This window comes from Streptomyces sp. NPDC006997, assembly GCF_040635175.1.
Taxonomy (GTDB): domain Bacteria; phylum Actinomycetota; class Actinomycetes; order Streptomycetales; family Streptomycetaceae; genus Streptomyces.
Genome location: NZ_JBEYHH010000051.1, coordinates 23786 through 36274 on the forward strand (window position 1 = coordinate 23786; position 12489 = coordinate 36274).

General features: G+C 70.7%; 9 protein-coding genes. 5 read left to right on the top strand and 4 right to left on the bottom strand.

Annotation, left to right across the window (positions count from 1 at the left end; all coding sequences use genetic code 11):
* Positions 1 to 90: 90 nt before the first annotated feature.
* The 5 genes from ABZ659_RS32695 to ABZ659_RS32715 all read left to right on the top strand — a co-directional run bounded on the left by ABZ659_RS32695 (position 91) and on the right by ABZ659_RS32715 (position 7593).
* Positions 91 to 1023: an aromatic prenyltransferase gene (locus ABZ659_RS32695; protein ID WP_360227491.1), complete on the top strand. Its 933-nt coding sequence runs from the start codon at positions 91 to 93 to the stop codon at positions 1021 to 1023.
* On the top strand, positions 1020 to 2456 hold the full coding sequence (locus ABZ659_RS32700; RefSeq protein ID WP_360227494.1) for a DUF6851 domain-containing protein: 1437 nt from the start codon (positions 1020 to 1022) through the stop codon (positions 2454 to 2456). The genes ABZ659_RS32695 and ABZ659_RS32700 overlap by 4 nt, the downstream gene beginning before the upstream one ends.
* A 103-nt stretch (positions 2457 to 2559) precedes the next feature.
* Positions 2560 to 4146 carry a DUF6851 domain-containing protein gene (locus ABZ659_RS32705; protein WP_360227497.1) on the top strand — a complete coding sequence of 529 codons (1587 nt, stop codon included), beginning with the start codon at positions 2560 to 2562 and terminating at the stop codon, positions 4144 to 4146.
* 175 nt (positions 4147 to 4321) lie between these two features.
* Complete coding sequence (locus tag ABZ659_RS32710; protein WP_360227500.1) at positions 4322 to 5818, top strand: DUF6851 domain-containing protein; 1497 nt, start codon at positions 4322 to 4324, stop codon at positions 5816 to 5818.
* A gap of 203 nt (positions 5819 to 6021) precedes the next feature.
* Positions 6022 to 7593, top strand: coding sequence for a DUF6851 domain-containing protein (locus ABZ659_RS32715; RefSeq protein WP_360227503.1), 1572 nt, complete (start codon positions 6022 to 6024; stop codon positions 7591 to 7593).
* A 189-nt stretch (positions 7594 to 7782) separates the two neighbouring features.
* On the opposite strand, the gene ABZ659_RS32720 is transcribed toward ABZ659_RS32715, so the two are convergent.
* From ABZ659_RS32720 to ABZ659_RS32735, 4 genes are all read right to left on the bottom strand, one after another.
* Positions 7783 to 8454 (bottom strand): TetR family transcriptional regulator, encoded by a 672-nt coding sequence (locus ABZ659_RS32720; RefSeq protein ID WP_360227506.1) that lies wholly within the window; start codon positions 8452 to 8454, stop codon positions 7783 to 7785.
* A complete protein-coding gene (locus ABZ659_RS32725) occupies positions 8451 to 10004 on the bottom strand; it encodes an MFS transporter (protein WP_360227509.1) in 1554 nt (517 codons plus the stop codon). Before ABZ659_RS32725 ends, ABZ659_RS32720 begins: the two co-directional genes overlap by 4 nt.
* Positions 10005 to 10117: 113 nt before the next feature.
* Complete coding sequence (locus ABZ659_RS32730; RefSeq protein WP_360227512.1) at positions 10118 to 10915, bottom strand: sigma factor-like helix-turn-helix DNA-binding protein; 798 nt, start codon at positions 10913 to 10915, stop codon at positions 10118 to 10120.
* A 21-nt stretch (positions 10916 to 10936) separates the two neighbouring features.
* On the bottom strand, positions 10937 to 12346 hold the full coding sequence (locus ABZ659_RS32735) for an MFS transporter (RefSeq protein WP_360227515.1): 1410 nt from the start codon (positions 12344 to 12346) through the stop codon (positions 10937 to 10939).
* Positions 12347 to 12489: the final 143 nt, after the last annotated feature.

Here is a 12489-nt window from a genome sequence, read left to right on the forward strand (position 1 = left end):
TTTCGAGTGGCTCTTGAGCGGCGACTGGTAGGGTAACGAACCAGGATTTACATATATGATTGATCGGCATCGACTGCTTGGAGTCACTTGATGTCCGAAGGTATTTCCGAAGGTTTTGGAGCGGAAGATCTGTACTCGGTCATCGAGGAATCGGCTCGGCTGGTCGATGCACCGTTTTCCCGTGACAAGGTCTGGCCCGTCCTTTCCGCCTTCGAGAGCGGGTTCTCGGCCGAGGGCGGTGTCATCCTGAGTCTCCAGGCCGGTGACCGGGTCGCGGAGATGGAGTATTCAGTTCAGGTTTCCCCGGGGATCAACGACCCTTACGGCCACGCTCTGGCCAGTGGAATCCTCACGCGGACCGACCACCCGGTCGCCACCCTGCTGCCGGAGATCGTGGCGCTGGCGCCGACCAGTGAGCACTACATCGACTGCGGGATCGTCGGCGGTTTCAAGAAGGTCTACGCGAACTTCCCGCACGATGCGCAGACGGTGTCGAAGCTGGCGGGTCTGCCGTCGATGCCGCCCGCGGTGGCCGCGAACGCCGAGTTCTTCGCCCGGTACGGCCTGGACAACGTGGCGCTGGTCGGCGTCGACTACAAGAACCAGACGACGAACCTGTACTTCCAGCTGCCTGCCGCCGTCCGCGGGAACCTGGACGTCAAGGACGTGCTGGCGATGCTGCGCGAGACCGGGATGCGCGAGCCGAGCGAGGAGATGCTGGCGTACGCGGCCCGGGCGTACCGGGTCTACACCACGTTCAGCTGGGACAGCGGCGACATCCAGCGGATCTCCTTCGCGCCGCTGCCGCGCCGGAGCCTGGACCTGGACGAGCTGCCCGCCCGGCTGGAGCCGAGGATCGCGCAGTTCATGCGCACCACGCCGCACACCTACCCCGGTGCCCTGGTCAACGCCTCGGCCGCCAAGTGGGCGCCCCAGCGCGAGGTCCTGGACCTGGCGGCGTACTACCAGGTCTCCGCTGTGCACATGAAGGCAATCCAAGCGCAGGAAGGCGCCACCTCATGACCACCTCCGGCCGCGCCCAGCAGATACCCTTCGACTTCGACCACGGCAACTTCGTCCGGGACCTGATCACCGCGCACGGCACCGGCGGCTATCCCCCGGCCGACGCCATGGCGCCGGGCGACGTGGCCTCCTACACCTGGGTGACCCATCTGCTCCAGACGTCGTGGTTCGACGCGCTGGCCCCCTACCACCCCAGCGCGGTGGGCGTGTACTCGCAGATCCCGCGCCGCCCGGCCGAGGAGTCGGCGACCAACCGGAACAAGAACATCGCCGGTCTGCACGCCATGTTCCAGGTGGCCAAGGCCGTCTTCCAGGAGCGGGAGCCGGTGCTGCGGCACGCGATGGGCGCGCTCGGCCTGGACCCCGACGACGAGTCGCAGGACGTGACCACCGCGGTCGGCATCGGCAACACCGCCGGGAAGGCCATCGTCGCCGCCCGCGCGCACGACGGCATGAACGTCCTCGGCGACCAGGGCCGCGCCTACAACGGCCAGCCCTACGAGGACTACACCGGCTACCGGCCGGTGAACACCGCCGACGAGCTGACCGACCCCTCCCGCTGGCAGCCCGCGATCGAGCCGCACCGGCGCCGTATCGACGGCGGCCCCGGCGACAAGGCCGTCTTCACCGCCCAGCGCTTCGCCACCCCGCAGCTGGGCCTGGTCACCCCCCAGACGTACAAGGACCCCGGCGAGTTCGAGCTGGCCGCGCCCCGGCACGCGGACCACACCGACGCCGACGCCTACCGCAGGGCGGTCGACGAGGTCCTGCGGGCGTCGGCGCACCTGAGTGACGAGCAGAAGGTCAAGGCGGAGTTCTTCGAGCACACCCCGCTGTCGGTGACGCTGTCGCCGCGCGCCGCGGCCCTCGCGCACGACCTGGACCTGGACGGCTGGGTGCAGCTGTTCATGGTGACGTCGGTGGCGCGGTTCGACAGCCTGATCGCCGCCTGGCACCACAAGCGCGCCCACGACAGCGTGCGGCCGTTCAGCGCGGTGCGGCACGTCTACGGCAGCCAGCCGGTGACCGCGTGGGGCGGGGTGGGCAAGGGCACCGTCGACGACATCCCCGCCGACGAGTGGACCGGCTACCTGCCGGTGGGCAACCACCCCGAGTACCCGTCCGGGTTCACCACCCTGTGTGCCGCGCAGGCGCAGGCCGCCCGCAGCTTCCTCGGCGACGACGTCCTGAACTGGACGCACACCTTCCCGGCCGGTTCGGGCCAGAAGGAGCCGGGCGCCGTCCCGGCCGCCGACCTGGAGCTGACCTGGGCCACCTGGAGCGACTTCGAGCGGGACTGCGCCGCCAGCCGGGTGTGGGCGGGCGCGCACTTCAAGAAGACGGTGGAGGTCTCCCTCGCCTTCGGCGCCCAGTTCGGTGACCTGGCCCACGCGTTCGTGCAGCGGCACCTCAGCGGCGGCGTCGGCGGCTGACGCCCGCTCCTCCGCCTCTCCCCCGTGGGCGTGTCGCCCCCTCTCAAGACGCTCCACCCCTCACCAGCGCCCCCCTTTCCCAAGGACAAGGAACGAGAAAGTTATGACGACGTCCAGTCGTTCCGCTGTTTCCGTCTTCGCACCGCAGCGCAGGACGCTGCTGTTCGGCGGGCTCGGAGGTGCCGCGACGGCGGCCCTGTCCACGGCCGGTTTCTCCGGCTCGGCCGCCGCCGCCGAGAAAGCCGCCGCCAACGCCACGGTCGACTTCGACCTGGACACCGGCAACTACGTCAAGTGGGCGCAGCCCAGCGACGAGCAGGCCGGGACCTCGCCCAGCCTGGAGGTCGTCGGTCCGATGGACGTGACGGTCTTCCTGTGGACCAACCGTCTGACGATGCTCGCGGCGTTCGACGCGCTGGCGCCGTACCACGAGACCGCGGTCGGGGTGTACTCGCGGATCCCGCGACGTCCGTCCTCGGAGTCGGCGACCAACCGGAACCTGAACATCGCCGCCATCCACGCCCAGAACGCGATGTGGAAGCGGATCCTGCCGAGCAACGTGGCGCGGCTGCGGGGGCTGATGCTCGCGCTCGGCCTGGACCCCGACGACGAGACGGAGAACCTGACCAGCCCGGTCGGGATCGGCAACACCGCCGCCAAGGCGGTGTGGGAAGCGCTGAAGAACGACGGCATGAACTTCCTCGGCTACGAGGGCGGCCGCAAGTACAACCCGCGCCCGTGGGCGGACTACACCGGCTACCAGCCGGTGAACACGCCGTTCAAGCTGTCCCACCCCTCCCGGTGGCAGCCGCAGCTCCAGCCGCACAACGGGCGCCGCGCCGGCGGCGGCCACGGCGACATGGGCATCTACGTCACCCAGCACTTCGTCACCCCGCAGGCCCGGCTGGTCAAGCCGCACATCTTCGACGACGCGCGCGACTTCCACATCGCCCCGCCCGACTTCAGCGACCACACCCGGCCGCGCGCCTACAAGCGGGCGGTGGACCAGGTGCTGGAGGCGTCGGCGTCGCTGACCGACGAGCGCAAGGCGCTCTGCGAGATCATGGAGAACAAGCTCTGGGGCATCGGGCACTCCTCCATCGTCATCGCCCGCAAGTACGACCAAGACGACCAGATGGGCGTGCACGGGTGGGCGCACTGGATGCTCCAGCACATCCTGGCGACGTTCGACCCGCTGATCGCGGCCTGGCACCAGAAGACCAAGTACGACGCGGTCCGCCCGATCAGCGCGGTGCAGCACGTGTACGGCAGGCGCAAGCTGACCGCGTGGGGCGGGGTGGGCAAGGGCACCGTCAACGACATCCCGGCCAACGAGTGGACCGGCTACCTCCCGGTCGGCGACCACCCGGAGTACCCGTCGGGGTCGACGACGCTGTGCTCGGCCACCTCGCAGACCGCGCGGCGGTTCTTCGACTCCGACGAGCTGGACTGGACGATCCACTACCCGGCCGGCTCCACCGTGATCGAGCCCGGCATCACCCCGGGCAAGGACCTGTCGATCCACTTCCCGACGTGGACCGACTTCACCCGGACCTGCGCCAACAGCCGGGTGTGGGGCGGGGTGCACTTCCAGCAGACCGTGGACCGCTCCATCGTCTTCGGTGAGCAGTTCGGCGACCTGGCCTACGAGTTCGTGCAGCGGTACGTCAAGGGCAACGTCAAGCACTGATCCGCGGATGCTACCGGGGCGCGCTCGGCCTGGCCGGGCGCGCCCCGTTCTTCCCTTCCCTCTCCTTCCTCCTCTCAGCAATCTCCACAGAACGGGGATCCGTATGACGTCCGGACACACCTCTGCCACAGGCTCCGCGGTGGGCCGAAGAGCGTTGCTCGGGGGTGCCTCGGCCGTGGCGCTGTCGGCGCTGGCCTTCCCGCGGGTGGCGCAGGCCGCCGCCAGCGGTCAGCCGCTCGCGGTCGACTTCGACCTGGAGCACGGCAACTACATCAAGTGGACCCAGCCGCACGACGCGCAGGCCGGGCTGGAGGGCCGGCTGGCGTTCATCGGGCCGATGGACGTGACGGTGTTCCTGTGGACGAGCCGTACCGCGATGCTGGCGGTGTTCGACGCGCTGGCGCCGTACCACGAGACCGCGGTCGGGGTGTACACGCGGATCCCGCGGCGGCCGGCCGCGGAGTCGGCGACCAACCGGAACATGAACATCGCCACGATCTACGCCCAGATGGGCATCTGGAAGCGGATGCTGCCCAACGACACGGCGGGCATCCGGCAGCTGATGGCCGCGTTCGGTCTGGACCCCGACGACACCTCGGAGAACCTGACCAGCCCGGTCGGTATCGGCAACGTGGCCGCGAAGAACGCCTGGGCGGCGTTGAAGAACGACGGCATGAACGTCCTGGGCTACGAGGGCGGCCGCAGGTACAACCCGCGTCCGTGGGCGGACTACACCGGCTACCAGCCGGTGAACACCGCGTTCGAGCTGTCCCACCCCTCGCGGTGGCAGCCGCAGCTCCAGCCGCACAACGGGCGCCGCGCCGGCGGCGGTCCGGGTGACATGGGCATCTACGTCACCCAGCACTTCGTCACCCCGCAGGCCGCCCGGGCCAAGGCGCTGATCTTCGACGACGTCCGCCAGTTCAAGCTGGCGCCGCCCCGGCACAGCGACCACACCCGGCCGCGCGCCTACAAGCGGGCTGTGGACGAGGTGCTGGAGGAGTCGGCGTCGCTGACCGACGAGCGCAAGGCGCTGGCGGAGATCATGGAGAACAAGCTGTGGGGCATCGGCTACTCCTCCATCGTCATCGCCCGCAAGTACGACCAAGACGACCACATGGGCGTGCACGGGTGGGCGCAGTGGCTGCTCCAGCACCTGCTGGCGACGTTCGACCCGCTGATCGCGGCCTGGCACTTCAAGACCATGTACGACGCGGTGCGCCCGGTCAGCGCGGTGCGGCACGTGTACGGCAGGCGCAAGCTGACGGCGTGGGGCGGGCCCGGCATGGGCACCGTCGACGACATCCGGGCCGACGAGTGGAGCAGTTACCTGCCGGTCGGTGACCACCCGGAGTACCCGTCGGGGTCGACGACGCTGTGCTCGGCCACCTCGCAGGCGGCGCGGCGGTTCTTCGACTCCGACGAGCTGGACTGGACGATCGACTACGCGGCCGGCTCCACGCTGATCGAGCCCGGTGTCACCCCGGGCAGGGACCTGTCGATCCACTTCGCGACGTGGACCGACTTCACCCGGACCTGCGCCAACAGCCGGGTGTGGGGTGGGGTGCACTTCCGCAAGACCATCGAGCAGTCCATCGCGTTCGGTGAGCAGTTCGGCGATCTGGCCCACGCGTTCGTGCGCAAGCACGTCACGGGCGACGTCCGCGGCTGAACCCCTGGTGGTGGCGGGCCCTTCTTCTCTTTTCTCGGGCCCGCCGTGTGCCCGGCGTGCGCGGTGGCGGCCTGACGGGGGCCGTGGCGCGGCCGTGGAATCCACCGCTTTTCTCTTGTTGACGGGTCCCTCCTTGTTCCAGGGGGCGGGCGTGCCGCCCGCCCGATGACGGGGCCTTCCTGCCAAGCAGAAGGAAGACGAACATGACGTCCGGACTCAACCCGGTCCTCGGCTCCTCGGTGGGCCGCAGATCGCTGCTCGTGGGCGGCTCGGCCGCCCTGCTGTCCACGCTGGCGTTCTCCCGCACGGCCGGTGCCGTCACCGGTGAGGAGCCGGTCACGGTCGACTTCGACCTGGAGCACGGCAACTACGTCAAGTGGGCCCAGCCGCAGGACGCCAAGGGCGGTTACTACTCCCCCAGTCTGAACTTCATCGGTCCGATGGACGCGACGGTGTTCCTGTGGACGAACCGGGCGGCGATGCTGGCGGCGTTCGACGCGCTGGCGCCGTACCACGAGACCGCGGTCGGGGTGTACACGCGGATTCCGCGGCGTCCGGCGTCGGAGTCGGCGACCAACCGGAACATGAACATCGCCGTCATGCACGCCCAGCTGGGTATCTGGAAGCGGCTGCTGCCGCTGAACGTGGGCGGTCTGAAGCAGCTGATGGCCGCGCTCGGCCTCGACCCCGAGGACACCTCGGAGAACCTGACCAGCCCGGTCGGTATCGGCAACGTGGCCGCGAAGAACGCCTGGGCGGCGCTGTCGCATGACGGGATGAACGTCCTGGGCACCGAGGGCGGCCGCAAGTACAACCCGCGCCCGTGGGCGGACTACACCGGCTACCAGCCGGTGAACACGCCGTTCAAGCTGGTCAACCCCTCGCGGTGGCAGCCGCTGCTGGGCCCGCACAACGGGCGGCGGGTCGGCGGCGGTCCGGGTGACATGGGCATCTACGTCGGCCAGCACTTCGTCACCCCGCAGATCCGGCTGACCAAGCCGCACATCTTCTCCGACCCGACCCGCTTCCAGCTCGCCGCGCCCACGCACAGCGACCACACCCGGCGCTGGGAGTACAAGCGGTCGGTGGACGAGGTCCTTGAGGCGTCGGCCGCGCTCACCGACGAGCGCAAGACGCTCTGCGAGATCATGGACAACAAGCTGTGGGGCATCGGCTACTCCTCCATCGTGGTCGCCCGCAACCACGACGCTAACGACACGATGGGCGTGCACGGCTGGGCGCAGTGGACGCTGCAGAGCATCCTGGCGACGTTCGACACGCTGATCGCGGGCTGGCACCAGAAGTACCGCTACGACTCGGTGCGTCCGATCAGCGCGGTGCGGCACGTGTACGGCAGGCGCAAGCTGACGGCGTGGGGCGGGCCGGGCATGGGCACCGTCAACGACATCCGGGCCGACGAGTGGCAGAGCTACCTGCCCACCGGCGACCACCCGGAGTACCCCTCGGGGTCGACGACGCTGTGTGCCGCCGGGTCGCAGACGTCGCGGCGGTTCTTCGGCGACGACACCCTGGACTGGACGTTCACCGTCCCGGCCGGGACCTCGCGCACGGAGCCGGGGATCGCCCCGCACCGGGACATCGACGTGCACTTCGCGACCTGGACCGAGTTCGACAAGGCGTGTGCCCGCAGCCGGATCGACGCCGGTGTCCACTTCGGCAAGACCGTGGAGCGGTCGCTGGCCTTCGGTGAGCAGTTCGGTGACCTGGCGCACGAGTTCGTGCGGCGGCAGGTCCGCGGCGGCTCCAAGAGCTGACCTCGTGCCGGGTCGGTGACCCGGTGTCCTCCCGCGCGGCGGCGGGGCCCTGGTGGGCCCGCCGCCGCGTTCGGCGTGGGCCGGGCCGGGGGTGTGGTCGGTCGCGGGCACAAAAAAAGCGGGGGGCTGTGCGGCACTCGGTGTCCGAGTGCCGCACAGCCCCCCGGGGGGGGGTGTGGCTGGGGTGGGTCAGACGGCGTCTGAGGCGAGGTCGGCCGGGCGGCCGACGGTGTCGGGGCGTTCCATCACCGCCATGGCCCGCTCCAGCATCTCCACCAGGCCGGTGTCCTCGCTGTGGTCGCCCCACAGCACCTGGTGCAGGGCGCCGGTGACGGCGCCGACCAGGACGTGGACCTCCAGGTTGTCGGCGGGCAGGCCCGCGCGTTCGGCGAGCATCTCGCTGACGGATCTGGCCCAGCTGTCCTGGGACTCGCCCACCAGGGCCCGCATCGCGGGGACCTGGCGTACGAGCTTGCGCCGCCACCGGTACTCGTCGCTGAAGTCCTCGGCGAGTCTGCGCACCATCTCGGTGACCACCGCCCGCAGGGCGGCCAGCGGCGGCTCGTCCGCGGGGCGCTCCCGCAGGAACGCCATCATGTAGTTGGCGTAGTCGTCGGTGAGGACGATGTGTTCCTTGCTGGGGAAGTAGCGGAAGACGGTACTGGGCGACACCTCGGCGGCGGCGGCGATCTGCTCGATCGTGGTGCTGTCGTACCCTCGCTCGTCGATCAGTCGGCGGGCCGCGTCGCGGATCGCCTGGCGGGTGCGCAGCTTCTTGCGTTCACGCAGGCCGAGTCCGTCTTCGGCGACTGCGAGACCCGACACCGGTGCACTGGTCGTTGTAGAGGGCATACGGCTCATTGTCGCGCACCGTCCGCGATGTCGGAGAGCGTATCGGGGGCGGCCTGTTCCTTGTGGGTGTCCTCGTCCTTGCTGGCCGGGCGGCTGTCGGGCAGCTTGAACGCGGCCAGCGCGGCGGCGAGGACGCCGGCGATGCCGCAGACCAGCAGCACCGTGCTCATGCCGTCGACGAACGCCTCCTGCGCGGAGCGGGCCAGGGCGGGCAGGTCGAGGCGGGCGGCGACCGCCTGGGCGGCGACCACGGACTCGTCGGCGGCGTCGGCCGCTTCGGCCGGCACCCCGCTGGTGTCGAGCCGGTCGGAGAACACGCCGCTGAGCACGCTGCCCAGCAGGGCGATGCCGATGGCGCCGCCGACCTGGCGCAGGGTGGTGTTCAGGCCGCTGCCGGTGCCTTCCTTGCCGGGGGGCAGCACCGCGAGGGCGGTGTCCAGGGCCGGGACCATCACCAGGCTCACGCCCAGGCCGGTCAGGCTCATCCACACCACGGTGAAGCCGTAGCCGGAGTTGGTGTCGGTGGTGCTGCCCAGGAACATCGCCGCGGACATGATGAGCAGGCCCGCGATGACCAGCGGCCGGGTGCCGACCTTGGCGGTCAGCGGCGGCACGATCTTGGCGACGACGATCATGCCCGCCATGAGCGGCATCATGCGTACGCCGGTGGCGAAGGCGTCGTTGCCCTGGATGACCTGGAGGTACTGCGGCAGGACGAACATCAGGCCCATGAAGGTGAACATGCCCAGGATGAGGAAGACGGTGTTCCAGCGGAAGACCGGGTTGCCCAGCAGTTCCAGGTCCACCATCGGCCGGGGCTGGCGGCGTTCGCGCAGCACCAGACCGGCGACCACCAGCACACCGCCGGCGATCGCGGTGATGATGACGGGGTCGCCCCAGCCCTTGGCGGGGGCCTCGATGATGCCGTAGACGAAGGCACCGAGGCCGGCGACGCCCATGAGCGCGCTGAGTACGTCGACCCGGGGGGCCGAGGGGTCCTTGGTCTCGGGGATCAGCAGCAGGCAGGCGATGATGCCGATGGCGACCAGCGGCACGTTGATGACGAAGATCGACCCCCACCAGAAGTGGTCGAGGAGCCAGCCGCCGATCAGCGGTCCGAGCGGCAGGCCGATCGACACGCCCACGGTGACGATCGCGATGGCCTTGGTCTGTTCCTCGCCCTTGAACAGGGTGGGGATGATGGACAGCGTCAGCGGCATGATCAGGGAACCGCCCAGGCCCATGATGGCGCGGGCCCCGATGAGCGCGCCGGGGCTGTCTACGAGCATTCCGATGATGGAGCCGCTGAGGAAGATCAGGAGCCCGGCGATCAGCAGTTTTCGCCGTCCGAAACGGTCGCCGAGGAAGCCCGCGGGGAGCATCGCGGCGGCGAAGACCACGGCATAGGCGTCGATGATCCACTGCAGCTCGCCCGTGGAGGCTCCGGTGTCGGAGGCCAGGGTGGGCAGGGCGACGTTCAGGATCGTCGTGTCGAATCCGACGACGAGGACGCTGATCGTGAGTCCGATCAGCGCTAACCAGCGATTTTTGACAGCCATAAGGAAATGCTAGCAGCTGTCACTTGGGAGCTGGTAGAGATTGGATGACCTCTCCACATCGCCGATCATGGTCGGCCGGGGCCTGCTCCGGGGGGCCGTGCCGCCGGGCCGGGTCACCTGGCCCGGTTCGCCTCGCGCAGGATCGCCTGGGCCTCGGCCACCGGGTCCGCGGGGGTGTCCGGCGTGCCGGGGAGGACCAGGTGGACCCCCTCGACGCGGTCGTCGCGCACGTCGAGGGCGATGCCGCCGAGCAGCTGCCCGGCGCGGTCGCGCAGGAGGGAGCCGGGACGGCCGCTGAAGCGGTGCTCCTCCAGTTCCACCCCGATCCCGGCCAGCGGCGGGACGACGGCCGTCAGCAGCCGGGCCACGTTGCGGGCGCCGGTGACGTGGGCGGGCCAGGGCGGCGGCTCGCCGTCGCCGTCGCTGGCCGCCGCGACCGCGGCGACGACCTGCCCGGCCGCCTCCGCGGAGCAGCCCAGGGCGGCGGCGATCTGGTCGGTGCCGCACCCGAACGCCTCCCGCAGCACGAACACCGCCCGCTGAAGCGGGGAGAGCCGCTCCAGCACCAGCAGGGCCGCCGTCAGCAGCGACTCCGCCAGCTGGGCCGGGGCCCCCGCCCGCGCGCCGTCGTCCTGGCTGTCGTCCTGGCCGCCGCCGGGCAGCGGGCCGGCGGGCCACGGCCCGTGGTGCGCCTGCTGGCGCAGGCGTGCCGTGCTCAGCACCCCGGTGCAGATGGCGACGACCTCGGCCGCGAGGTGCCCCTCGACGGACGCGGGCCGTGCCGCGGTGCCCGCCCAGCGCAGCCGGGCCGTCTCGACCGCGTCCCGTGCCTGGTCCGCGCTGCCCAGCACCCGCCGGGCGAGCGCGAACAGCAGCGGCCGTACCGCCTCGAACTGTGCGGCCCTGGTCACCGGTGTCTCCCTTCGTCAGGGTCAGTGCTGTCCGGAGACCAGCCCGGGAAGTGGCCGGGGCGGGGCGGCGGAGGGTTCGTCCTGCTGGCGTCGGCCGCGGGCGGTGAGGCCCAGGGTGGCCAGCAGGGCGAGGGCGACCGGCGCGGCCAGGACGAGCAGGACCCTGGCCAGGGACCAGCCCGCGTCGACCATGAGGCCGCCGAACAGGCCGCCGAAGAGCGGTCCGACCTTGCCCGCGCTGTTGGCCCAGCTCACGCCGGTGGCGCGGGCGGACGGCGGGTAGGTGACCGCGGTGATCGCCTGGAGGACGGAGGTGGCCGCGGGCAGGCACAGGCCCAGCAGGAACGCGGTGACGAGCAGGGCGAGGAACTGTCCCGCCGTCGCGGCGGCGGCCCCGAGTCCGGCCGCGGTCAGCACCCACAGGGCGGCAAGGACCCGGAAGCGGTCGAAGCGCTTGAGGACGAAGGACACCGACAGCTGCCCGATCAGGCCGCCCCAGCCGAACGCCGCCACGGACACCGCGGCCTTGGACTCCGACAGGCCGCCGTCCTCGGCCAGTTCGGGCAGGTAGGTGATGAGGACGAAGGCGATGCCCTGGCCGAGGAAGAAGCACAGCCACAGCAGCAGCGTCAGCACGGCGAACCGCCGGGACAGCACCGCCTTCGGGCCGGGCTGCCGGGCGCGCTTGCGCTGGGTGCCCTGGCCGAAGTCCACGGTGGAGAAGTCCGTGTCCGTGTCCGTGTCCGTGTCCGTGAAGACGCTCGCCAGCGCGGCGCGTACCTCGCTGTGCGGGCGCCTGCGGGCGGTCAGCACGCTGACGGACTCCGGGATGGTGCGCACGATCGCGGGGATCAGCAGCAGCGGGGCGAGCCCGCAGACCACCAGGAGGGTGGGCCAGCCCGCGGTGGAGATCAGGACGGAGGCGAGGATGCCGCCGACGGTGGTTCCGGCGGTCACCCCGGCGAAGGCCAGCGCCACCATCTGGAGCCTGCGCTGGGCGGGCATCCAGTCCGCGACCAGCGCCATCACCGTCGGCAGGACCGCGCCCAGCCCCAGGCAGGCCAGCGTCCGCAGCCCGGCGAACGGCCCGATGCCGCCGGTCAGGCCCATGGCGGCGGTGCCCAGGCCGAAGGTGGCGGTACCGGCGACGGTGATGGCCTTGCGGCCGTAGCGGTCGGCGAGCGGACCGGCGGCCACCCCGCCGATGATCATCGCCAGGACGCTCACGGTCACCGTCACCGTCACCGCCCGGTCGCCCACCCCCCAGTCGTCCTTGATCCGGGGATAGACGAAGGCGGCGACGCTGAGGTCCAGCCCCTCGGCCACCATCGCCAGCAGACCCACTTTGACGATACGGCGCTGGCGTGCGCCCATCGGCCGCTGGTCGATGTACTCCTGCGGGCTCAGGTGTGCCGAGGCCTCCGTGCTCATGGGCGGCGCCCCTTTCTTTCCGGTCTTCTCGACGGTGCGTGGTTCATCCGACGGTCCAGGTGTCGCCGCCGGCGAGGAGGGTGGCGAGGTCGCCCTTGCCGTGTTGTTCGACGGCCCGTTCCAGCTGGTCGCTCATGAGGTCG